The following is a 22,486-nucleotide window of genomic DNA, read 5'->3' as shown; positions in this document are numbered from 1 at the left end:
AAAAAGATTTGACGGGTCGCGACCTTGGGAAGTTCTCACTGCCTTTAGCATTTTTTAGGGAGGTTGCAATCAGTCAAATCTTTCCTCTTAAATTATCTGCTGCAAAAGTATAGAATTAAAATGAACTGAAGATTTGTTTTAAAAATTTTTGACAAAAAATTAGGTTATTAATTTTTTCCGACCCTATATTTGCACACACAAAGTTCAAACTTTTATTGAAATGTTATCAAGAAAGGCCGAGGGAATAGACCCTATGACGCCTTAGCAACCCTTTCTCCGGAATGAAGGTGCTACATTCTACAACTATCCTGAATTATTAGGATTGATGATAGATAACGACAAGTCAGTTTCTTTTCTGAAGCTGCTTTTCATTTATTCTTTTTAACATTTTTCTATTGTCCCGAATTTATTTCGGGATTGGTTTAATCTATTTATTAACTCAAAAAATTAGAAAAATGAGTACAAAACACAATTTCGCAACAAATTTGTTGCACGCAGGACACGACGTAACCGCAAATGGTGGAACTAGAGCAGTCCCAATTTACCAAACTTCCAGCTACGTTTTTAGAGATACAGACCATGCGGCGAATCTTTTTAATCTCTCCGATGCAGGATATATTTATTCTCGTCTTAACAACCCAACTTGCGATGTATTGGAAAAACGATTAGCAGCTTTGGAAGGCGGTATTGGTGCAGTTACAACAGCTTCTGGTGCAGCTGCTGTATCAACAGCATTGTTGACGCTGCTTCGTGCTGGCGATCATATAGTAGCATCTAGCAGTTTGTATGGCGGAACTTTCAACTTGCTGAATGTTACTTTAACGCGGTTAGGCATTACAACAACTTTTGTAGATGCTTCTAATCCTGAAAATTTTGGAAATGCCGTTAAGGAAAATACGAGAGTTATATTTATCGAATCGATTGGAAATCCCAAATTAGATGTTCTTGATATAGAAGCTATTGCCGCTGAAGCAAAAGAGAATAAAATCCCGTTGATTGTTGATAATACCGTTGCTTCCCCAGCCTTATTGCGACCTATTGAATACGGAGCAAACATTGTAATCCATTCACTTACAAAATACATAAACGGAAACGGGACAACTCTCGGAGGGGTTATAATCGACGCTGGGAATTTTGATTGGACCAATGGTAAATTCCCTGAATTTACTGAGCCATCTGCAGGATACCACGGATTGATTTACGCTGATGTTTTAAAAGAAGCTGCTTTTATTGCCAAGGTTCGCCTGGAAGGTCTTCGCGATTTTGGTGCAGCTTTAAGTCCGTTTAGCGCTTTTCAAATTTTACAAGGATTAGAAACCTTAGAAATCAGAATAAAAAAACACAGTGAAAATGCACTGAATTTTGCGAAATGGTTACAAAATAGAAAGGAAGTAGCTTGGGTAAATTACCCAGGTTTGGAAGATAATAAGTATTATAATTTAGCTCAAAGGTATCTTCCAGAAGGGCAAAGCGGACTTGTAACTTTTGGTGTAGAAGGCGGATATGAAAGTGCTAAAAAAGTAGTTGATAGCGTAAAAGTTTTTTCACTTTTAGCAAATATTGGCGATACAAAATCTTTAATTATACATCCTGCAAGTACCACTCACCAACAACTAAATGAAGTAGACCAAGCCTCATCTGGGGTGTCTCAAGATTTAATCAGACTTTCCGTGGGATTGGAAAATATAGAAGATTTAAAAGCTGATTTAGAACAAGCGTTTCAGGAAGTTTTTAAAGAGCAATTGGTTTAAATAAAAATAATCTTCTTACAGCTAAGATAATGTCTCAAATCACACAGCTAAAAATAAAAGAATACACCACACAAAGCGGTTTGTGCTTAAAGAACCTTCCCTTAACCTATGAGGTTTTTGGGAGGGAATTAGGCTCAGCTCCAATTGTTTTGGTAACTCACGCGCTAACAGGAAACAGTAATGTATGTGGTGAAAACGGTTGGTGGAAAGCTTTAATTGGTCCTGAAAAATGTATAAATACTAATAAATACACCATTCTTTCATTCAATATTCCAGGGAATGGATACGACGGTTATCTCATTAAAAATTATGAAGTCATCACAAACTACGATGTTGCTAATTGGTTTATAAACGGATTAGAACAACTTAAAATTTCATCAGTATTTGCTGGAATCGGAGGTTCGTTAGGAGGAAGTATTTTATGGCAAATGGCAGTTTTAAAACCTGCATTATTTCAGAAGTTAATCCCTATTGCTACCGATTGGAAAGCTACCGATTGGGTAATTGCACAATGCAGAGTGCAAAAGCAACTATTAAATAATTCAGAAAATCCTGTTCACGATGCACGCATTCACGCGATGACATTTTACAGAACTCCACAGTCTCTTAAACAAAAATTTAATAGAAGTTTAAATGAAATTGCTTCATTGTATAATGTAGAAAGTTGGTTGCTTCATCACGGTAATACGTTGCAAAACCGCTTTCATTTACATGCCTATAAGTTGATGAATCATTTATTGATGACTGGCGGTTTACAATCTGAAGATGAGTTTTTACAATTAGCTTCAACAATTGAAGGAGATATTCATTTGGTTGGAATAGATAGCGACGGATTTTATTTAAATGAAGAAATAAAACAGACGTATTCTTTATTAAAAACTAAAAAAAGTAAAGTGCATTTTTCTGAAATAAATTCTATTCACGGACACGATGCTTTTTTAATAGAATACGAACAATTGGCGGAAATTCTGAACCCCATCTTTAATTCAGAAGCCTTGCTGTAAAACAAGCAAGAAATTAATAAAACAAAAATTTATGAGCACTCAAGTATTAGATAACGAGGTGTCGAACCTTATAGATTTAAATAATATAAAAAAGAAGAAAATAAATATTGCCATTTTCGGACATGGCAATGTTGGTCGCCATTTAATAGACCAAATTATATCCTCTAAGGAAGAAATATCTAGAAGGCGCGATTTAGATTTGAATATTTTCGCAGTTGCAAATTCAAAAACAGTTTTGATTAAGCAAAAGGGTTTAAATGAAAACTGGTTGGAAGAAAAACAGGAATTTGGACAAAAATTTTGCGTAGAGGATGTTACTTCCTTTGCAAAAAACCACAATCTTCAAAATCTGATTTTAGTTGATAACACGGCTGATGCTGAATTTGTGCATAATTATGAAACCTTTGTTGAAAATGGTTTTCACTTGGTATCTTCAAATAAGATTGCCAATACTTTAAACTTGAAGTTTTACCAAAAACTTCGAAAAAAGTTAACTGCAAAAAAGCGTCATTATTTATATGAAACAAATGTTGGAGCTGGACTTCCATTGATAGATACCATTAAACTATTACATCTTTCAGGAGAAAATATCACTCGTATTCGAGGTGTGTTTTCTGGTTCCTTAAGTTATATATTCAACACGTTTTCAGAGTCTGATAGAACTTTTAGTTCAGTTTTAAGATCGGCAATTGATAAAGGATATACTGAGCCTGACCCGAGGGAAGACCTTTGTGGTAATGACGTTGGAAGGAAATTGCTTATCTTGGCGCGTGAATTGGATTTGCACAATGAATTGAAAGATATTACAATTCAGAATTTAATTCCTAAGGATTTACGGAACGTTTCAAAAGAAGAGTTTTTGGGAAGATTGAAAGAGTTGGATGTTCCGTTTCAAATTAAAAAGAAAAACCAGCCAAAGGACTTTGTTTTTCGATATGTAGCAGATTTGCACGGCGATTTGTCTAAGGAAACGGGAGCTCTTTTAAATGTAAGTTTAGTAAGTGTTTCTAAAAATAGCATGTTAGGTGCTTTAAAAGGAAGCGATTCAATTTTTGAAATATACACAGAGAGTTACGGTGATAATCCAATTGTAATTCAAGGCGCCGGAGCTGGTGCAGCTGTTACTGCTCGTGGTGTTTTTGGAGATATTTTGAGAATAAGTGATAAAGATTGAAAAAGACGTAAGACATAAGACCGCTTCGCTAAAAGACATAAGGCTTATGACAAAAAAAATCCTGTATAAATTAGTCCTACCTCCTACGTCTTACAACCTTAAGTCATTTCTAATTAAACGATAAATAAAATATAAAACATGAAAGTTACCTTAAACAGAATAAACGACAATTATCTTTTTGAAGCAAAAGGCGCCTCGGGCGTTCCCGTTTTCATCGATAGTAAAACCGACGAACCTTCCAAAGGCGCAAGCCCAATGGAGCTTTTATTAATGGGTGTTGGGGGATGTAGTGCCATTGATGTTATTTCAATATTAAAAAAACAAAGACAAGAAATTACTTCTTATAAAATGGAAGTAGAAGGTCAACGCGAAGAAGTTCGTGAGGCAAAACCATTTAAAGCTATTCACGTAACACTTTATTTGGAAGGTGATATTGATGAAGCTAAAGCAGTTCGCGCAGCAAAATTAAGCTTCGAGAAATATTGTTCAGTTTCAATAACTATGGAGGCTTCGGTAAAAGTGACTTATAGCATTGAGTTAAATGGAAAGAATTTAAATATTCTAGAGGGTTAAGCTAAACTTGTATTAGGTTATATCTAATTTCCATTTAAATGATTCCATCTCAGCGTGAAGTAGAAGAGGCTTATGAACGTGTGAAGCCATACGTTCACAATACACCTGTGCTAAAATCCGCTTTTTTAAATGAAGTTTCAGGTGCTGAAATATATTTCAAATGTGAGAATTTTCAGCGAATGGGTGCATTTAAAATGCGTGGTGCCGTAAACGCTATCCTTCAACTGTCTGAAGCTCAGAGAAGGGCAGGAGTTGTAACGCATTCATCAGGAAATTTTGCACAAGCTTTGTCCTTAGCTGCAAAAAACTTGGGAGTTAAAGCATATATTGTAATGCCTAAAAACGCACCCCAAGTGAAAAAGGAGGCCGTTAAAGGTTATGGCGGAATCATCACAGAATCTGAATCAACACCAATGGCCAGAGAGCAGGAAGCCGAGAGGATTCAAAATGAAACTGCGGCAACTTTTATCCATCCTTCAAACGATAAAAATGTAATCCTTGGAAATGCGACTTCAGCTTTAGAATTGTTAAAAACGCATCAGAATTTAGATTATCTGTTTGCGCCAGTTGGGGGCGGAGGATTAATTGCAGGTGCTTCTGTTGCAGTAAAATATTTCGGAAAGAATCGTAAAACTATTGGTGGAGAACCTTTTGAAGTAGATGGTGCTTTCCGAAGTCTTCAAACAGGAAAAATAGAGTCCAACAAAACCACAAACACCATCGCCGACGGACTTAAAACATCTCTTGGGGATGTTAATTTTCCTATTATTAAAAATTTGGTTGCAGACATAATCAGAGTTGAAGAAACCGAAATAATTTCAGCAATGAAACTCATTTGGGAGCGTTTAAAAATTGTTGTAGAACCTTCTAGTGCTGTGGCTTTAGCTGCTCTGCTTCGCGAGAGACAAAGATTTCAGAATAAGAAAATTGGAATTATTATTTCAGGGGGAAATGTGGATTTAAAAAATTTACCATTCTAAATTTTATTTCAAATTAATATTCTGTAAAAGCTTAGGGGTGAACGGTAAAGGTAGAAGCGAGAAAAAGAAAAGAAATGCTCTAATTCAATGTTTATAGTTTAGTTTATCTTTATCGCCGATAAAAAAAATATGAAGCATTTTCTTTTAAAATTTACTGTTCTTTTAATTAGTCTTCCATTTTTTTCTCAAGAAAAAGAGTTGAAGCCTGTTTCCTTAGAAGCGGATTTTTTCTACGGAACTATTCTAGAACACAATTCCGATATTCAGCATGTAATTACGGGTCATCCCACGGGTTTTATACTTTCTTTTAATCGAAAAACTTATGGTTTTAATGAATGGCAGCGTAGATATAACTATCCAGACTGGGGGTTTACGTTAGCGCATCAAAATCTTCACAACGAATTTTTAGGCAAAGCTGTAGGTGTTTACGGCCATTTTAATTGGTATTTTTTAAACAGATATTTAATGTTACGTGTAGGACAAGGAGTTGCTTATGCCTCAGATCCTTTTAACCCCGATACAAACTATAACAACAGTGCCTACGGAAGCCATTTGCTAAGTTCAACTTTTTTGAAAGGAAATTTTGTGCGTGAAAATATTTGGAAAGGTCTAGGTTTCCACGCAGGTTTCACACTCATTCACTACAGTAATGCAAATTTAAAAGCACCTAATAATAGTACCAACACCTTTGCATTAAACGCAGGTTTGAGCTATCAATTAGATTACAAAGAATTTCCCGAGTATATTAAAAAAGAAGATTCCCTTAGTAGAACTTATGCCGAAAAATTCAAATATAATCTTGCTTTTAGAACTGGTATAAACGAAAGTGATGTAATAGGTTTAGGTCAGGAGCCTTTCTATGTAATTTCAGCATTTGTAGATAAAAGAATCAATTATAAAAGCACCTTTACAGCAGGTGTTGATATTTACTTTTCAATGTTTTTAAAAGAATTGATTAAATATCGTTCAATAGCCTATCCTGAAGACGGCCTGTCTGGGGATGAAGATTATAAGCGTGTTGGGGCTTTTATTGGTCACGAATGGCGTTTTAATAAAGTTGCTTTTGTAAGTCAGTTAGGGTATTATGTTTACTGGCCTTATGAGTTTGAAAATAGGGTTTATAATCGATTAGGATTAAAACGATATTTCTTTGACGATAAGGTGTTTGCGGCAATAACATTGCACGCACATTGGGCAAAGGCCGAAGCTGTTGAATTTGGAATTGGGTATAGGCTTTAAGTACGAAAAAAATGAAGAAAATAGCATATCTATTAATAGTGTTACTAACGGTTAGCTGCAATTCAGATTCTGGTTGGGACTGTACGCAAACCGCTGGAGATATAATACAAACTGAAGTTGGTGTTCCCGAGTTTACCAAAGTTCTAGTTGCTCAGCGAACAAAGCTTATCGTACAGCAAGGGGAAGAGCAAAAAGTTGTGGTGGAAACAGGTGAAAACTTGTTAAGCGATGTTGAGGTTTCAGTTGTGGATGGTGTGCTCAAAATTTATAATCACAATTCCTGTAATCTAGTTCGAGATTACGGCCTGACAAAAATTTTTGTAACCTCTCCAAATCTTACTGAAATTCGCAGTAGTACGGGGTATTTAACTGAGAGCATTGGTGTATTGAGATATCCCAAATTGAGTTTGCTTTCGGAAGATTTTGGGATGGAAGATGAGTATCATACGAATGGCGATTTTAAAATTAATCTAGAGGTAGAAAACCTAACAGTTTCGGCAAATGGGCTTTCTAAGTTTTACTTAAGTGGAAAAGCTACAAATGCTAGTTTTGGATTGTATGCTAGTGATTGTAGAATTTATTCAGAAGACTTAGTAGTTCAAAATTTAAATGTATATCACCGAAGTACGGGACCAATGGTGGTAAACCCTCAACAATCAATTAAAGGAAAAATTGTCGGTTTAGGCGATGTTATATCTAAAAATAAACCTCCTGTAGTGGAAGTTGAAGAATTATATCGTGGTAGGCTTATTTTTGAGTAGTAAGTTCGGTAAACAGCTTTTCTAAGGTTGTGTTTTTCTGATGCAGTTGAAGGATTTTTAAGCCATTGTCGTGCGCAAAATCAAAAACTTTTCCTCGCATATCTTGTTCGGTATTGAAGTATAGCTGATATACAAAACCTATAGAGTTCTCAACCTTATCAATTTTGGGAAGTTGTTGTAAGGCAACATCTTCAACACGATAGTCGAATTCTACTTCAATAATTTGTTGCTTGTTCTTTTTAAGGTCGGCGAGTTTCTTGTCTAAAACAATTTCTCCTTTATTTATAATAATCACACGGTCGCAAATAGCTTCCACTTCCTGCATAATATGGGTAGAAAGCAGCACTGTTTTATGTTCCCCAACATTCTTAATTAGCTGACGTATTTCAATCAACTGGTTAGGGTCTAAACCGGTTGTAGGTTCGTCAAGTATTAAAACATCTGGATCGTGAAGCAGTGCATTTGCTAATCCAACACGTTGTCTGTATCCTTTTGAAAGTTGTCCAATTTTTTTATTTGCTTCAGGGGTAAGCCCGGTTTTTTCAATAACACTTTCAACCTCAGATTTTGGAATATTATATATACCTGCATTAAAAAGAAGGTATTCCCTAACGTACATATCTAAATAAAGAGGGTTGTGCTCAGGCAAGTATCCTACACTCTTTTTAACCGAAATATCGTCTTTAGATACTTCAAAATCATTTACAATTGCAACACCTTCCGAAGCAGGAAGATAGGTGGTTAAAATCTTCATCATTGTAGATTTTCCAGCACCATTAGGGCCAAGAAAACCAACAATTTCACCTTTTTCTACTGAAAATGAAACATTGTTCAGCGCTTTTTGTTCGCCGTAGGTTTTGGTTATATTTTCTACTTTAATAGACATATTGAAATAAGTTGAGCAAAGTTACACAATGAACGCATTTAAACTTTTTAGATTGTAGAAATTTTCAAAGAGTTTAATAAAATGGCAAATTAAGTCTTTTTAACAATACATAAATGTTTACCTTAGCACTATATTATTACAAGATGAACACGATTTTAAACATCATTAACCTTTGGCAATTCTATTTTATAAAATAGGAGCGGGATGGTTGTGTAGTTAATTGTATTATAAAACATTTAAAGTCCCGGAAAATTTCTGGGACTTTTTTTGTGTAAAAGAAATAATAACAGTTTAATATCAAGATAACTAATATTATAGTTGGCTAATTATCTTTAAAACATTGTATTGTGTTTACTTTGCAAATGTTTTGTTTGGAGGTACAAAACCCTATTAGAATTTAAAGTTTAGTATATGGAAAACACTAAATCATTGCGCAATTGGTTGAACGCTATGGAGCTCTCTCATCCTTTGGTGATTGCAGGACCTTGTAGTGCAGAAACAGAAGAACAAGTTTTGAAAATAGCGCATCAGTTAAAACAAACTGACGCCACGGTATTACGTGCAGGAATTTGGAAGCCTCGTACAAGACCTGGAAACTTTGAAGGCGTTGGCGCTTTAGGATTAAAGTGGCTTCAAAAAGCAAAACAAGAAACAGGTTTAATGACTGCTACCGAGGTAGCAAATGCCAATCACGTAGATTTAGCGTTAAAGCACGATGTAGACATACTTTGGGTAGGAGCAAGAACAACTGTTTCACCTTTTATTGTTCAGGAAATTGCTGATGCTTTAAAAGGAACCGATAAAATTGTTTTGGTAAAGAATCCCGTTAACCCAGACTTAGCCTTATGGTTAGGCGCTGTTGAGCGATTTTACGCATCAGACGTAAAGAAACTTGGGGTAATTCATCGTGGATTTTCAACTTATGAGAAAACTCGCTATAGAAACAATCCCGAATGGCAAATCCCTATTGACCTTCAAAATAAATTTCCAGATTTACCCTTAATATTAGATCCTTCGCATATTGCAGGACGAAGGGATATCATTTTTGAACTTTGCCAAACAGCTTTAGATTTAAACTACGATGGCTTAATGGTTGAAACGCATTACGACCCTGATAATGCTTGGAGTGATGCTGCACAACAGATTACGCCAGCAACCTTAGATAAGATGACAGTCGATCTTAGAATTCGAAAACAAGAAGGTGATGCCGTTGAGTTTAACAACAAGCTAGCAACACTACGTACACAAATAGATGTAATAGACCGTCAATTAATCGATTCTCTAGGGAATCGTATGAGGATTGCCGATAAAATTGGCTTGTTGAAAAAGAAAAACAATGTAGCCATTCTGCAAACAAAGCGATGGAATGAGATTTTAGGAAAAATGATTTTAGAAGGAGAAGAAAACAACCTCAGTGAAGAATTTATTTTAAAAATATATAAAGCTATTCATCAAGAATCTATTAACCATCAGAAAAAGGTGATTAATGAATAGAGTCGTAAAAATTATTGAGTATTTTCGTAAATCTTGAATACTAAACATTGAATCAATGAATTATAATGAAAGGCATAGTTTATAAATCTACCGGAAGTTGGTATTCTGTTAAGGCAGAAGATGGAACTTTTTACGATTGTCGAATTAAAGGGAAATTTCGCATTGGCGGGATAAAAAGCACAAACCCTGTAGCGGTAGGCGATCACGTATTGTTTGATGTGGATAACAAAGGAGATGAAACGGTAGGTGTGATAAAGCATATTGAAGAGCGTGAAAACTATATCATTCGTAAATCGGTTAACCTTTCAAAGCAAACACACATTATTGCATCAAATATCGATGTTGCGTTTTTACTAATAACCCTTAACAACCCACCAACGTTTACCACTTTTATAGATCGATTTTTAGTTACGGCAGAAGCTTATCATATTAACGCTGTACTTCTTTTTAATAAAGTTGATACGTACAACGAAGACGAATTGCTTGAAATAAAGTACCTAGCAGCAGTATATCGAAATATTGGTTACGAATGTATAGGTATTTCAGCCACTACAGGCAAGAATATCGATAAGGTAAAAGCCATAATGAAAGACAAGGTAACAATGTTTTCAGGGCATAGTGGTGTTGGGAAGTCTACTTTGGTAAATGCAATTGAGCCTGGATTAGATTTAAAAACTTCAAAAATTTCTGAACAGCACTTACAAGGGCAACATACTACAACTTTTGCTGAAATGTTCGACCTTTCTTTTGGCGGGCAGATTATTGATACTCCCGGCATTAAAGGCTTTGGTGTGGTAGAAATTGATAAAGAAGAATTAGGAGACTACTTTCCCGAGTTTTTTGAATTAAAAGAGCATTGCAAGTTTAACAACTGTCTTCACTTAGAAGAACCCCATTGTGCTGTAAAAGAGGCATTAGAAACAGAGGAAATAGCCTGGTCTCGATACAAAAGTTATCTGCAAATTTTAGAAGGCGAAGAAGAACACTTCCGAAAAGATATTTATAACAACGAAAAGTAAATATTCAATTACAAAAAGTATTAAATCATAATGCGTGCATTAATTCAAAGGGTTAAAAAAGCATCAGTTACCATTGAAGGAAAAATTTATTCTGAAATCAATCAAGGTTTGCTTATTTTAATAGGAATAGAAGCTGAGGATACTCAAGAAGACATAGATTGGTTGGCTGGTAAAATAGCTAAATTGAGGATTTTTTCGGATGAAAACGACGCTATGAATCTCTCTGTGCAAGATGTTGAAGGTGAGTGTTTAGTAGTAAGCCAATTTACACTTCACGCAAGTACAAAAAAAGGAAACCGCCCATCGTTTATAAAAGCAGCTAGGCCCGAAATTGCAATTCCCCTGTATGAAGAATTTATTCTGCAGTTAGAAAACATCACCAATAAGAAGGTTAAAACTGGAAGCTTCGGCGCGATGATGGATATTTGTTTAATAAACGACGGGCCTGTTACAATTTGGATTGATTCAAAAAACAGAGAATAATTCCTTTAACCTTTTTTTAACTTTTATAATTTTCATATATTGGTCCGCTGTAAAGCCAATTATGAAAAAAATTACCTGCCTTGTATTACTTCTTTACACAGCTATAACATTCGCCCAAAACGATTTTTCAATAGCCTCTATTAATAAGGAGTTGTTGGAATATTCTAATAGTGTGTTAATAGACGAGAGTGTTGCCTTAGATGTTACTAATATTAATACAGTTAAAACAACGAAGCGCCGTGTTATTGCCGTTTTAAATAAAATGGGCAATGGCGATACCAACCTTTATGAATACTACGACGACAATTCTAAGGTAAAAAACATTAGAGTTTGGATTTACAATGCTTTTGGGAAAGAAATTGCCAGTTTTAAAAAGAAAGATTTTAACGATGTAAGTCGAACTGGGATAAGTATTTATAGTGACGACCGTGTGCTTTATTTAAATTACACGCCTACTACCTACCCTTATATAGTAGTTTATGAAAGTGAAGCCGAAAGTGGCGACTCTGCTTTTATACAGCCTTGGCAACCCTTAGGTGGATACGCCGAAAGCACTCAAAAGAGTGTGTTTACGATTAAATACAATCCATTAAACAAGCCAAACTACAGCGCAAGAAATATTGATGATTTTGATATTTCAATTTCAGATACCTACAACGAACTTACTTTTACAGCTGTGAACTTGAAGGCAGTTCGCCTGGAAGAACACAGCCCATCGAGTAGAAGCATATTGCCTCACGTTATGGTTGCGTTGCAAAATTTTAAATTAAAAGGTACAGCCGGAACAAGTGAGAACTGGCAAAAATTTGGTAGTTGGTTGGATAATAAGCTCCTTGCCGATGTAAGTGATCTTCCCGAAGGAACAAAAGCAAAGGTTAGAAGTTTAGTAGCAAACGAAACTACAAACGAAGGAAAAGCAAGAAAAATATACCAATTTGTTCAGGATAAAGTTCGTTATGTAAGCATTCAGATAGGAATTGGCGGATGGAAACCTATGCCTGCTTCGGATGTTGATAACTTAAGTTATGGTGATTGTAAGGCGCTGACGATGTATACAAAATCTCTTCTTGAAGTTGCAGGTGTACCTTCCTATTACACATTAGTTAATGCAGGGGAGAACATAATGGAGATTGAAGAAAACTTTGCCACGCCTTGGTTTAATCACGCTATACTCGCCATTCCTAAAGATGATGGTTATACTTGGTTAGAATGCACAAGTCAAGATACACCTTATGGTTATTTAGGAGATTTTACAGATAATCGAGATGTATTAATAATGACTCCTGAAGGAGGAAAAGTTACTCGTACCAAAACGTATACAACTCAAGAAAACTTACAGACCAACTTCACTAATCTTACAGTAGATGCTCAAGGGAATGTTACTGCGCATTTTAAAGGTGTTTCTGAAGGGATGCAATACGACAGCAAGTATCTTCTTCCAAAACAAAAACAAGAAGATATAGATAGATTTTACAAAAAGAGATGGAGTTATGTAAATGGGTTTACTGTAGATGACATTAAATTTAAAAATGATAGAGAAGAAGTGATTTTTACTGAAAATATTGAAGTTTCAGTTCCAAATTATGCCAACCCAGTTGGAGAAGATTTTCTCTTTTGTCCAAATATTTTCAATCAAAATAAATACATACCTCCACGAATTGATGATAGGAAACAAAACCTATTTATCCGTCACGGATTTGTTGATGTGGATACTGTTGAAGTAGCTCTTCCAGAAAATTTCAGCATTGACGGCCTGCCAGAAGATTTGGCTTTGGAAACCAAATTTGGGAAATACGAAGTTAGCTTCAATGAAACCGATGATAATAAATTAATATACAGTCGAAAGCTTCGTATTGAAGAAGGAGAGTATCCTCCAAATGAATATGAAGAATATCGTGATTTTTTAAGATCTATTGCGAGGCTTGATAAAACCAAAATTCTTTTAAAACAAAACGTTCAATAACTAACTATCACTTATGAAAACTAATCTACTTTCAGTAATAATTACTATGTGCTTTTTGAATATTTCAGTAGCGCAAGACTATAGATTTGGAAAGGTTTCTAAAGAAGAATTACTTCAAAAAGAACACCCTACAGATCCTTCTGCAAACGCTGCAGTGTTGTATCGAGAAGTAAAAACCGAATTTCAATACAATCAAGATTCCGGATGGTATATGGTTACCGATTACTTCGAAAGAGTAAAGATTTACAACAAAGAAGGTTTTGATTGGGCAAACGCCGAAATTAATTTGTACAAGGGTGAAGGGGAAGACAAACTGCTAGGACTGAGAGGAAACACGTATTACTTGGACGAAAATGGAAAGGTTCAAGACGAAAAACTTCGAAAAGATGGAATTTTTGAAGAAGAAACTTCTAAGTACCTCACACAGACAAAAATTACAATGCCCGCTGTTCGCGAAGGTGCTGTAATAGAGTATAAATACACAATAAATTCACCATTTATCTTTAATATAGATGAGTTTAGATTTCAGGAAACAATTCCGATAGAGAAGGTGAATATGGTTTTCAAAACTCCAGAATATTTCATTTATAAAACACACCAAAGAGGGTGGGTGCCATATAAAGTAGATAAAGTTACTAGAGAAAGATCTATCACATTCCGTCAAACAACTAGAGATTTAAGACCATTAAGTGGTAGTGGAATTCCTGAGACTACCACTCGTGAGGTAAAGTTTAAAGAAGATACATACAGTGTAGATATCGATAATGTACCGGCTTTAAAAGAAGAAGCGTTTGTAGGTAACTTAAACAATTACACCACAGCCTTACAGTTTGAGATGAGTTACATAGACTTTCCTGGTTCGCCGTTGAAAACCTATGCTACTAATTGGGAAGATGTTTCAAAAAGTATATATAGAGTAGATTTATTTGGAGCTGAATTAGAACGTAAAAACTATTTTGAAAAAGACTTAAACAATATTCTTCAAGGGGTTAGTTCTTCTGAAGAAAAAATTGGACGTATTTTTTCTTTCGTATTAAATAAAATGACTTGGAATGGCTACAATGGTTATTATACCAATGAAGGGGTTAGAGATGCTTATAAAAAGGGCTCAGGAAATGCAGCCGATATTAATTTAATGTTGGTGGCTATGCTTCGCCACGCGAATTTGGAAGCCAATCCAGTGTTGGTTAGTACAAAATCACATGGAATTCCACTTTTTCCTACGCGTAATGGTTTTAACTATGTAATTGCTGGGGTACAACTTCCTCAAGGAATGTTATTGTTAGATGCGACAAATAAAGATGCTGAAATAGGTGTTTTAAAGTCTAGTATTCAAAATTGGAAAGGTCGTGTTGTAAAGAAAGATGGAACTTCGGGTTGGGTATCGTTAAGCTCGATGATTCCTGCTGTAAAAAGTACGATGATAGCTGCTGAAATTACTCCAGATTTAATGCTTACTGGAAAAAACCAAAGTAGATTTACTGGAAATTATGCATTTAAATACCGCTCAGATTTTAAAAGTTTAAATGAAGATGCACAGCGAAAAAAAATAGAAAAAGATTTAACTCCAGCAGAATTAGCTAACTTAGAGTTCGAAAATTTAGCTTCCCCTGGTGCTCCGGTATCTCTAAAATACGATTTTGAAGCTATGGATTTAATAGAAGATGTTGCAGGAAAACTTTATTTTTCGCCTATGGTATTTTTAGCTACAGAAGAAACTCCCTTTAAAACTGAAACTCGCTTGTATCCAATAGATTTTGGATATCCGATTAAGGATAGATATATTGTTACTATATCGCTGCCAGAAGGTTATAATGTTGAGTCGCTACCTGAAAATGTGGTTTATAATTTAGGTGAAAACCAAGGCACTTATCGTTATTTAATTTCACAGGCAGGAAACAAACTTCAGCTATCGGTTGAATTTGCAATAAATCAATCGTATATCGCAGCGGAAGATTATGGGAACTTAAAAAAATTCTTTGAACTTTTAATAGCAAAAGAAAACGAAAAAGTAGTACTTTCAAAAGCATAATGGATATAAAAAACGCACAAAAAGCAGTAGATGTTTGGATAAAAGAACATGGTGTTCGTTATTTTAACGAGCTTACTAATATGGCTCAACTTACTGAAGAAGTAGGGGAAGTAGCTAGAATTATTGCCCGTCGATATGGGGAGCAAAGCGAAAAGGAAAGCGATAAAAATAAAGATTTGGGCGAGGAGCTAGCAGATGTTATTTTTGTAGTGCTTTGTCTTGCAAATCAAACAGGCGTAGATCTTGAAGAAGCTTTTAATAAAAAACTAGATATTAAGACAAAGCGCGATCACGATAGGCACCACAACAACGAAAAATTAAAGTAAATGTTTAAGAAAGTAATAAACACCAAAGGTTTTTGGAAATCGGTAATATCATTAGCAGTGTCCTTTGCTATTTTGTTTGCTTTAATTAAGTGGGCAATAGAAGGTTTTGGCATGGCTTATTTTACCGAAAGAAATCCGTTGGTGTTTATGCTTACACTTCTCGGTGCGGGCTTTGTGTATGGTTTCTTTGTAACCTTCGGAAAATTTAGAGCAAAGATTAAAGAGAAAGAACAAAGATAATGAAGGCTGTCCTAGAATCAGGAAGTTTTCACACTCGAGCCTTACATTCGAGTAATGATTTTGTTGAAATTAATATTAGTGGCTCTAAAAGCGAATCGAATAGATTGTTGATTCTTCAAGCGCAGTTTCCTAATATTTCAATTGAAAATCTCTCAGATAGTGACGATACTGAGGTGCTGAAAAAAGGACTTCAAGTTGCTAATGGAGAAGTAGATGTACATCATGCAGGTACGGCAATGAGATTTCTTACAGCTTATTTTGCTGTAAAAGAAGGTGCCGAAATCACACTCACCGGAAGTAAGCGAATGCAAGAACGCCCTATAGCAATTCTTGTAGATGCGCTTAGAAGCATAGGGGCTGAGATAGAATATCTTAAAAATGATGGTTTTCCTCCTTTAAAAATAAAGGGAAGAAATCTTCAGAAAACCAATGTGTCAATTCAGTCTAACGTTAGCAGTCAGTATATATCGGCATTAATGCTGGTGGCGCCCATGCTTCAAAATGGATTGAATGTTAAATTAGAAGGAAAAACCACTTCACTTCCTTATATAGAAATGACACTTTCATTGTTGACGAGAATAGGTGTAAAGGCCCAATTCAACAAAAATGAAATAACTATTTCTTCAACAAAAAACATTCAAGATATATCTCTAGTTGTAGAATCTGATTGGAGCTCTGCTTCATATTTTTATAGCTTAGTTGCACTTTCGGGGGTAAATGCTACAAATAAGATAGTTTTAAAGAGTTATATACAAGGCAGTATACAAGGCGATTCAGCTTTGGATGAAATTTATCGCGCATTGGGCGTTAAAACCGTATTTAATGATGTAGAGAAATCTATAACAATTTCGAAAATTGAAACTCGATTACCAGATTGTTTAAGCCTCGATTTATCAAACACCCCAGATTTAGCTCAAACAATTTCGGTAAGCTGTTTTGGATTGGGAATTGCTTGTAAACTAACAGGACTACACACCTTAAAAATCAAAGAAACAGATAGACTTATAGCCTTAAAAACTGAGCTAGAAAAGTTAGGTGCAACAGTAGAAGTAGATGAAAACTCATTAACTCTAAAGCGTGCTACTTCAATAAAAACGAATGCTGTAATAGAAACCTATCAAGACCATAGAATGGCGATGGCATTTGCACCATTATTTTTGAAGACTAATCTCACAATTAACAATGCAGAGGTTGTATCAAAATCTTACCCAAATTTTTGGAATGACTTACAAAAATTTGGAATTGATTTAGCTTTAATTCCATAAATGGCATTTGAAGTTTTCTTGCTAAATAAAAATTTTAGATTTTTTAGCACCCATAATATTGGCAATCATTTAACAAATAAACCTTTTTACGACTCTCTGCAAGCCTAGCAAACATAAGGTGTAATCAAAATAAAGTGCTAATTACTTGACAACGCCTATCTTGAGGTTGTATATTTGCAACCTTTTAAAAACCTTAAGACAAGACGCATTATGGGAATGAAACTATCACATTACAATTTTGAACTTCCACCAGAATTATTAGCAGAATATCCTGCAGAAAACCGTGACGAATCTAGATTGATGGTACTCGACAGAAAAGCGAGAACTATTGAGCATAAATTATTTAAAGATTTAATCGATTATTTTGAGGAAGACGATGTGTTAGTAACAAATAACACTAAAGTATTCCCAGCGAGATTATTCGGGAATAAAGAAAAAACAGGAGCGCGTATTGAAGTTTTTCTTCTTAGAGAATTAAATTCAGAAACGCGTCTTTGGGATGTTTTAGTAGATCCAGCTAGAAAGATTAGAATTGGAAATAAACTTTATTTCGGTGATGATGAAACTCTTGTAGCTGAAGTTATTGATAATACTACAAGTCGCGGAAGAACACTTCGTTTTCTTTTTGACGGATCTTATGAAGAATTCAGAAATAAATTAACTGAATTAGGGGAAACACCACTTCCAAAATACATAAAGAGAGACGTTGAGCCAGAAGATGCTGAGCGTTACCAAACGATATTCGCAAAAGTTGAGGGTGCTGTTGCTGCTCCAACTGCAGGATTACACTTTTCAAAACACCTTTTAAAGCGTTTAGAAATTAAGGGTGTAAATATGGCTGAAGTTACTTTACACGTTGGTTTAGGTACTTTTAGTTCTGTTGAAGTTGAAGACCTTTCTAAGCACAAAATGGACTCAGAAGAAATGAGTATCAGTCAAGAAACAGCAGATATAGTTAATGCAGGTCTAGAGCGTAAAAAGCGTGTTTGTGCTGTAGGTACTACTGCTATGCGAGCTTTAGAAAGTTCTGTTTCATCAAACTTCCGCTTAAATCCATATACTGGATGGACAAATAAGTTTATTTTCCCTCCTTATGATTTCAGTATAGCAAATGCGATGATTACGAATTTCCACACTCCAAAATCTACTTTAATGATGATGGCTGCAGCTTTTGCTGGTCACGATTTCCTTAAAGAAGCTTATGCGGAAGCAATTAAAGAAAAATATAACTTCTACTCTTATGGTGATGCAATGTTAATCATCTAATAACTGTTTAAGATATCAGAAAAATCCCGACCTAAAATCGGGATTTTTTTATTCCTAATTTTTAAATAATATCCTAATCCTATCACCATGATTGTGGGGTATCTTGAATATTTTGCAAATAATTAAAGTTAGTACAGCGTATTTGTAAGTCTTTGGTTTTCAAATGTGGAAATAAAAAATTACCTTAGTCTCTTCTATTTAAGACTAACCGGATATTTGAATGAAAAAAACTACTCTTTTCTTCATTTTATGCTTCACCTTTCTTTACGCCTTTTCACAAGGTGATGGAGAACCGCTACCTGTTAGTTGGGGATTGAATATGGAATCCACACCCAGTATAGTCGAGTTACCTGCTATAGATTTAGAAACTATAAATAGAGAAGACAAGTTAAACGATCAAGATAAAAGCATGCCTTGGCGATATGGTATTGAAATTCCTGTTAGATTAGATATGCAACATAACGGTCTTTGGACTGTATTACCCAATGGAGGTAAAATATGGCAGGCAACGATTCAGTCTTCAGAAGCGGTAAATTTGAGCGTGAATTTCGATAAGTTTTATTTACCTGCAGGTTCTAGATTGCAACTTTTTAATAATGAACATACCGATATAACTTCAACGTTTACTAGTCATCAAAATCGTGATGATGGCCGGATAGGTACTTGGTTTGTTGAAGGAGATATTCTTTGGATAGAATATTACCAACCTCCAAACGTAGAAGGAGAACCAGAACTTCAATTAAGGAGTGTGATTCACGGATACAGAATGACTGCAATAAATACTATGCTCAATAATTCTAGAGGAATAAATGAGTCTGGCGATTGTAATTACGATGTTAATTGTTCAGTTGGTAATGACTTCGATCAGAAAAAAGATTTATTAAAAAAATCTGTTGCCTTACTAAATCTTGGAAATGGATTGTTATGTTCTTCAGCATTAATCAATAACACCCGAAACGATAAAACTCCTTATTTGCTTACTGCTAACCATTGTCTTGACAATAGCGACCCTTCTTTTTGGACTGTGCGTTTTAATTGGGTAAGCCCAAACCCTGTTTGTGGAACTGGAGAAGACAGTAGTGATATACAAACAAACTTTACCATAAGTGGTGCAGAATTAAAAGCCAACAATAGCTTAAGCGACTTTGCTCTTGTGAAATTATACGATGACATTCCAAATTCTTGGGACGTTGCTTTTGCAGGTTGGGATAATTTAGATACCGACCCATTGTTTGAAGTAGGGATACACCATCCTCAAGGTGATATTATGAAAGTTTGTAGAGACGATTCTGGGGCTCAAAAAATTGATGCCAACGGAACTAAAGCATGGATTATTGGAGGCGGGTCTCAAGGGTCTGGAAATGGTTGGGAAATAGGAACTACGGAAAGCGGCTCTTCAGGTTCACCATTATTTAATGAGAACGGTAAAATTATAGGTCAGCTATACGCTGGGGAATCGGCTTGTTTAGGATTAGAAACAAATAACGGCTACGATTTATATGGTAGATTTGGTGTGTCTTGGAATTCCGGTACAACTCCTGAAACTAGATTGGTTGATTGGTTAGACCCAATTGAATCTGGACAAACAAGTATAGAAACTCTACAAAACAATCTTAATGTACCTGATTTTGAAGATTTGGGGAAACTATTAATCTACCCAAATCCTGCCAGTACTACGTTAACAGTTTTAAACAATCGCTATCCTAATTTAAGATATCAGTTGTTTAATGTAATAGGGCAAGAAATAAATTCAGGATCATTATCGAATACGATGAATACAATAATAGTAGATAATATATCGGAAGGTATTTATTTTCTTTACCTTGTAAACCAGGACAACAACGATTCAATGACAAAAAAGATTGTAATTAAACACTAACCTCCTCTAATTTCTATATAATCAAAAGCCTCTAATCCAATTTGGAAAAGAGGCTTTTTTGTTTTAAAAACCCTAATTTTGCAGCATGACAGAACAGAAGAAAGATATACGAGCCTTATCAAAAGAAGAACTTAGAGATTTCTTTGTTAGCATTGGCGACAAAGCCTTCCGTGGGACGCAGGTTTATGAATGGTTATGGAGTAAAGGAAGTCATAGTTTTGACGATATGACTAATCTTTCAAAAGAACTGCGAGCACATCTTAACGAGAATTTCGTTATAAATCACATTAAAGTCGATCACTTTCAAAAAAGTAGTGATGGAACTATAAAAAATGCCGTAAAGTTGTTTGACGACTTTGTGGTGGAATCTGTGTTGATACCCACTAAAAACAGAACTACTGCTTGTGTTTCTTCGCAAGTTGGGTGTAGTTTAGATTGTTCGTTTTGTGCAACCGCTAGGTTAAAGCGAATGAGAAATCTAAACCCAGATGAAATTTACGATCAAGTGGTTACTATAGATAGAGAAAGTAGGTTGTATCATAACAAACCGCTTTCCAACATTGTTTTTATGGGAATGGGCGAACCGTTGATGAACTATAAAAACGTGCTAGAATCAATTGAAAAGATCACTAGTGACGAAGGTTTAGGGATGTCGCCTAAGCGTATCACCGTTTCCACCTCTGGAGTACCTAAAATGATTAAAAAGCTCGCTGATGATGAAGTGAAATTCAACCTTGCTGTTTCTTTGCATTCTGCAGTTCAAGAAACCAGAGAGCAAATCATGCCATTTGCTAAAAGCTTTACCTTAGAAGACCTTAGAGAGTCGCTAGAGTATTGGTACAGTAAAACCAATCGTAAAATTACATACGAATATATTGTTTGGAAGGATATAAATGATAAATGGGAAGATATACAGGCGCTTGTGGCTTTCTGTAAATATGTGCCGTGTAAAGTAAATATTATTGAATACAACCCGATTGACGATGGGAATTTCCAACAGGCTTCATCAACCGTTATCGACGATTATATAGAGGCTTTAGAACACAACTATATCCCTGTTACGGTAAGACGAAGTAGAGGAAAAGATATTGATGCTGCCTGCGGACAATTGGCGAACAAACAGTAAATAAAAAGAGCGGCTATAGGCCGTTCTTTTCCATTTATGCTAAAATGTAAATTAGTTCTTTACAATTTTAAATGACTTGCTAGCTCCATCGATAGATATGGTAGCAATGTAAACACCTGATTGTAATTCAGAAATGTTTACAGATTCATTAGTGTTGTTTAATTTTTGAGAAACAACTTGCTGTCCTAACATATTGTAAAGAGCAATGCTATTCATTTTAATGCTAGATGAAAGATTTAATGTGTTGTTAGCAACTGAATATTGGAATCCTTTAAATTCGTTAGTTCCTACAGCTAAAACTCCAGATACCATTACATCGTCTATAGAGATGTAATCCATATCAGTAACATCGTGATGTCTAAAAGCAACGTAGATAGTTTCACCAGTAAATTCTGAAACATCTAAAGTACGAGTGTATTGAGTTCCAGCATCATTTGGATCAACATAAACTTCAGTAAAAGTAACGTTAGAAGCTCCTAGGTCATTGATATTACTACTTGTTCCAACGTAAACACTGTATTTTTCATTATCCCATGTTGCAGCAGCAGCTGAAACCTTCCAGCTCAATTCAACACTTCCAGAGGCCGTGGATAAGTCGATTGCTGGAGAAACGACCCAGTTGTCTGGAGTTAATGGGTTAGACTGCCAAGATCTTGAAATAAAGATACAGGAGTAACAGGGTTTCCATCTGAATCTGTAATTACAAAGATATCCCCCAATTGTTTCCGTCACTATCTTCATCATAAACTTCCCAATCGGAAACATCTTCATCGTCAAAGTTGTCTTCAAAGAAAACAGTTTGAGCATTCATTGCAAAACCTGCAAATAATGCAGCTAAAAAAGTAATTTTTTTCATTGTAAATAATATTAGTTATAAAATTAATTTCTCCAAATGCATAGATTGATAACAGATTTTACAGGGCTTTTGGAGGTTTTAACACCACGGCTCACATCCTTATTTTTTTATTATTATTGATGTGAAATTGATTTTCTTCACATATGTTTTTTGATGTAAAACTCATTTT

At 35.2% G+C, this 22,486-nt stretch carries 20 protein-coding genes, 1 pseudogene and 1 riboswitch; of the genes and pseudogenes, 18 read left to right on the top strand and 3 right to left on the bottom strand.

What is annotated here, in order from left to right:
• Positions 1–220: 220 nt before the first annotated feature.
• Positions 221–339: riboswitch (SAM riboswitch) on the top strand.
• A 116-nt stretch (positions 340–455) separates the two neighbouring features.
• The 7 genes and pseudogenes from H4O20_RS11985 to H4O20_RS11955 all read left to right on the top strand — a co-directional run bounded on the left by H4O20_RS11985 (position 456) and on the right by H4O20_RS11955 (position 7,482).
• Positions 456–1,751: an O-acetylhomoserine aminocarboxypropyltransferase/cysteine synthase family protein gene (locus H4O20_RS11985; RefSeq protein WP_139855959.1), complete on the top strand. Its 1,296-nt coding sequence runs from the start codon at positions 456–458 to the stop codon at positions 1,749–1,751.
• Positions 1,752–1,780: 29 nt separating this feature from the next.
• Positions 1,781–2,755 (top strand): alpha/beta fold hydrolase, encoded by a 975-nt coding sequence (locus H4O20_RS11980; protein ID WP_185099393.1) that lies wholly within the window; start codon positions 1,781–1,783, stop codon positions 2,753–2,755.
• A gap of 94 nt (positions 2,756–2,849) precedes the next feature.
• Positions 2,850–3,929 (top strand): annotated as a pseudogene (locus tag H4O20_RS11975) (aspartate kinase); the annotation flags it as partial.
• Positions 3,930–4,067: 138 nt separating this feature from the next.
• Positions 4,068–4,502, top strand: a complete 435-nt coding sequence (locus H4O20_RS11970) for an OsmC family protein (protein ID WP_185099391.1) — start codon at positions 4,068–4,070, stop codon at positions 4,500–4,502.
• A gap of 38 nt (positions 4,503–4,540) precedes the next feature.
• Positions 4,541–5,482, top strand: a complete 942-nt coding sequence (locus tag H4O20_RS11965; RefSeq protein ID WP_185099390.1) for a pyridoxal-phosphate dependent enzyme — start codon at positions 4,541–4,543, stop codon at positions 5,480–5,482.
• Positions 5,483–5,611: 129 nt separating this feature from the next.
• Positions 5,612–6,721, top strand: coding sequence for an acyloxyacyl hydrolase (locus H4O20_RS11960; protein WP_185099389.1), 1,110 nt, complete (start codon positions 5,612–5,614; stop codon positions 6,719–6,721).
• An 11-nt stretch (positions 6,722–6,732) separates the two neighbouring features.
• On the top strand, positions 6,733–7,482 hold the full coding sequence (locus H4O20_RS11955) for a head GIN domain-containing protein (protein WP_185099388.1): 750 nt from the start codon (positions 6,733–6,735) through the stop codon (positions 7,480–7,482).
• Here H4O20_RS11955 and gldA read toward each other — a convergent pair.
• A complete protein-coding gene (gene gldA / locus H4O20_RS11950; RefSeq protein WP_185099387.1) occupies positions 7,469–8,368 on the bottom strand; it encodes a gliding motility-associated ABC transporter ATP-binding subunit GldA in 900 nt (299 codons plus the stop codon). The genes H4O20_RS11955 and gldA overlap by 14 nt on opposite strands.
• 411 nt (positions 8,369–8,779) lie before the next feature.
• Between gldA and H4O20_RS11945 the strand changes: the two genes are divergently transcribed.
• The 11 genes from H4O20_RS11945 (at position 8,780) to rlmN (ending at position 21,461) form a co-directional block, all read left to right on the top strand.
• Entirely contained in the window at positions 8,780–9,862 is a 1,083-nt protein-coding gene (locus tag H4O20_RS11945; RefSeq protein WP_185099386.1) for a bifunctional 3-deoxy-7-phosphoheptulonate synthase/chorismate mutase type II, read from the top strand.
• Positions 9,863–9,927: 65 nt separating this feature from the next.
• Positions 9,928–10,881, top strand: a complete 954-nt coding sequence (gene rsgA / locus H4O20_RS11940) for a ribosome small subunit-dependent GTPase A (protein ID WP_139855968.1) — start codon at positions 9,928–9,930, stop codon at positions 10,879–10,881.
• A 30-nt stretch (positions 10,882–10,911) separates the two neighbouring features.
• Positions 10,912–11,364 carry a D-aminoacyl-tRNA deacylase gene (dtd, locus tag H4O20_RS11935; RefSeq protein WP_185099385.1) on the top strand — a complete coding sequence of 151 codons (453 nt, stop codon included), beginning with the start codon at positions 10,912–10,914 and terminating at the stop codon, positions 11,362–11,364.
• Between the two features lie 61 nt (positions 11,365–11,425).
• On the top strand, positions 11,426–13,327 hold the full coding sequence (locus H4O20_RS11930) for a DUF3857 domain-containing protein (protein ID WP_185099384.1): 1,902 nt from the start codon (positions 11,426–11,428) through the stop codon (positions 13,325–13,327).
• Positions 13,328–13,340: 13 nt separating this feature from the next.
• Entirely contained in the window at positions 13,341–15,359 is a 2,019-nt protein-coding gene (locus tag H4O20_RS11925; protein ID WP_185099383.1) for a transglutaminase domain-containing protein, read from the top strand.
• Positions 15,359–15,685 (top strand): nucleotide pyrophosphohydrolase, encoded by a 327-nt coding sequence (locus H4O20_RS11920; RefSeq protein ID WP_185099382.1) that lies wholly within the window; start codon positions 15,359–15,361, stop codon positions 15,683–15,685. The genes H4O20_RS11925 and H4O20_RS11920 overlap by 1 nt, the downstream gene beginning before the upstream one ends.
• The gene (locus tag H4O20_RS11915) at positions 15,686–15,925 is read left to right on the top strand and encodes a hypothetical protein (protein WP_185099381.1); all 240 of its coding nucleotides are present in this window, start codon (positions 15,686–15,688) and stop codon (positions 15,923–15,925) included.
• Entirely contained in the window at positions 15,925–17,190 is a 1,266-nt protein-coding gene (locus H4O20_RS11910; protein ID WP_185099380.1) for a 3-phosphoshikimate 1-carboxyvinyltransferase, read from the top strand. Before H4O20_RS11915 ends, H4O20_RS11910 begins: the two co-directional genes overlap by 1 nt.
• Positions 17,191–17,406: 216 nt before the next feature.
• Entirely contained in the window at positions 17,407–18,456 is a 1,050-nt protein-coding gene (gene queA / locus H4O20_RS11905; protein WP_185099379.1) for a tRNA preQ1(34) S-adenosylmethionine ribosyltransferase-isomerase QueA, read from the top strand.
• Between the two features lie 220 nt (positions 18,457–18,676).
• The gene (locus H4O20_RS11900) at positions 18,677–20,335 is read left to right on the top strand and encodes a T9SS type A sorting domain-containing protein (RefSeq protein WP_185099378.1); all 1,659 of its coding nucleotides are present in this window, start codon (positions 18,677–18,679) and stop codon (positions 20,333–20,335) included.
• An 85-nt stretch (positions 20,336–20,420) separates the two neighbouring features.
• Positions 20,421–21,461 (top strand): 23S rRNA (adenine(2503)-C(2))-methyltransferase RlmN, encoded by a 1,041-nt coding sequence (gene rlmN / locus H4O20_RS11895; RefSeq protein ID WP_139855977.1) that lies wholly within the window; start codon positions 20,421–20,423, stop codon positions 21,459–21,461.
• Positions 21,462–21,512: 51 nt separating this feature from the next.
• On the opposite strand, the gene H4O20_RS11890 is transcribed toward rlmN, so the two are convergent.
• Positions 21,513–22,205 carry a choice-of-anchor J domain-containing protein gene (locus H4O20_RS11890; protein WP_185099377.1) on the bottom strand — a complete coding sequence of 231 codons (693 nt, stop codon included), beginning with the start codon at positions 22,203–22,205 and terminating at the stop codon, positions 21,513–21,515.
• Positions 22,162–22,317 (bottom strand): hypothetical protein, encoded by a 156-nt coding sequence (locus H4O20_RS11885; RefSeq protein WP_185099376.1) that lies wholly within the window; start codon positions 22,315–22,317, stop codon positions 22,162–22,164. The genes H4O20_RS11890 and H4O20_RS11885 overlap by 44 nt, the downstream gene beginning before the upstream one ends.
• Positions 22,318–22,486 lie beyond the last annotated feature (169 nt).

Origin of the sequence: Aequorivita sp. 609 (assembly GCF_014212065.1) — a bacterium.
GTDB lineage: Bacteria > Bacteroidota > Bacteroidia > Flavobacteriales > Flavobacteriaceae > Aequorivita > Aequorivita sinensis.
The sequence above is the reverse complement of the archived record's forward strand: the minus strand, read 5'-3'. Positions and strand labels throughout refer to the sequence as shown.

What these genes read in the sequence shown, in the direction of transcription:
- dtd (WP_185099385.1), top strand. Translation starts at nt 10,912, where the DNA reads ATGCGTGCATTAATTCAAAGGGTTAAAAAAGCATCAGTTACCATTGAA.
- H4O20_RS11885 (WP_185099376.1), bottom strand. Translation starts at nt 22,317, where the DNA reads ATGAAAAAAATTACTTTTTTAGCTGCATTATTTGCAGGTTTTGCAATG.
- H4O20_RS11900 (WP_185099378.1), top strand. Translation starts at nt 18,677, where the DNA reads ATGAAAAAAACTACTCTTTTCTTCATTTTATGCTTCACCTTTCTTTAC.
- H4O20_RS11925 (WP_185099383.1), top strand. Translation starts at nt 13,341, where the DNA reads ATGAAAACTAATCTACTTTCAGTAATAATTACTATGTGCTTTTTGAAT.
- H4O20_RS11965 (WP_185099390.1), top strand. Translation starts at nt 4,541, where the DNA reads ATGATTCCATCTCAGCGTGAAGTAGAAGAGGCTTATGAACGTGTGAAG.
- H4O20_RS11930 (WP_185099384.1), top strand. Translation starts at nt 11,426, where the DNA reads ATGAAAAAAATTACCTGCCTTGTATTACTTCTTTACACAGCTATAACA.
- rsgA (WP_139855968.1), top strand. Translation starts at nt 9,928, where the DNA reads ATGAAAGGCATAGTTTATAAATCTACCGGAAGTTGGTATTCTGTTAAG.
- H4O20_RS11910 (WP_185099380.1), top strand. Translation starts at nt 15,925, where the DNA reads ATGAAGGCTGTCCTAGAATCAGGAAGTTTTCACACTCGAGCCTTACAT.
- H4O20_RS11955 (WP_185099388.1), top strand. Translation starts at nt 6,733, where the DNA reads ATGAAGAAAATAGCATATCTATTAATAGTGTTACTAACGGTTAGCTGC.
- H4O20_RS11960 (WP_185099389.1), top strand. Translation starts at nt 5,612, where the DNA reads ATGAAGCATTTTCTTTTAAAATTTACTGTTCTTTTAATTAGTCTTCCA.
- rlmN (WP_139855977.1), top strand. Translation starts at nt 20,421, where the DNA reads ATGACAGAACAGAAGAAAGATATACGAGCCTTATCAAAAGAAGAACTT.
- queA (WP_185099379.1), top strand. Translation starts at nt 17,407, where the DNA reads ATGAAACTATCACATTACAATTTTGAACTTCCACCAGAATTATTAGCA.
- H4O20_RS11945 (WP_185099386.1), top strand. Translation starts at nt 8,780, where the DNA reads ATGGAAAACACTAAATCATTGCGCAATTGGTTGAACGCTATGGAGCTC.
- H4O20_RS11970 (WP_185099391.1), top strand. Translation starts at nt 4,068, where the DNA reads ATGAAAGTTACCTTAAACAGAATAAACGACAATTATCTTTTTGAAGCA.
- H4O20_RS11985 (WP_139855959.1), top strand. Translation starts at nt 456, where the DNA reads ATGAGTACAAAACACAATTTCGCAACAAATTTGTTGCACGCAGGACAC.
- H4O20_RS11920 (WP_185099382.1), top strand. Translation starts at nt 15,359, where the DNA reads ATGGATATAAAAAACGCACAAAAAGCAGTAGATGTTTGGATAAAAGAA.
- H4O20_RS11980 (WP_185099393.1), top strand. Translation starts at nt 1,781, where the DNA reads ATGTCTCAAATCACACAGCTAAAAATAAAAGAATACACCACACAAAGC.
- H4O20_RS11890 (WP_185099377.1), bottom strand. Translation starts at nt 22,205, where the DNA reads ATGATGAAGATAGTGACGGAAACAATTGGGGGATATCTTTGTAATTAC.
- H4O20_RS11915 (WP_185099381.1), top strand. Translation starts at nt 15,686, where the DNA reads ATGTTTAAGAAAGTAATAAACACCAAAGGTTTTTGGAAATCGGTAATA.
- gldA (WP_185099387.1), bottom strand. Translation starts at nt 8,368, where the DNA reads ATGTCTATTAAAGTAGAAAATATAACCAAAACCTACGGCGAACAAAAA.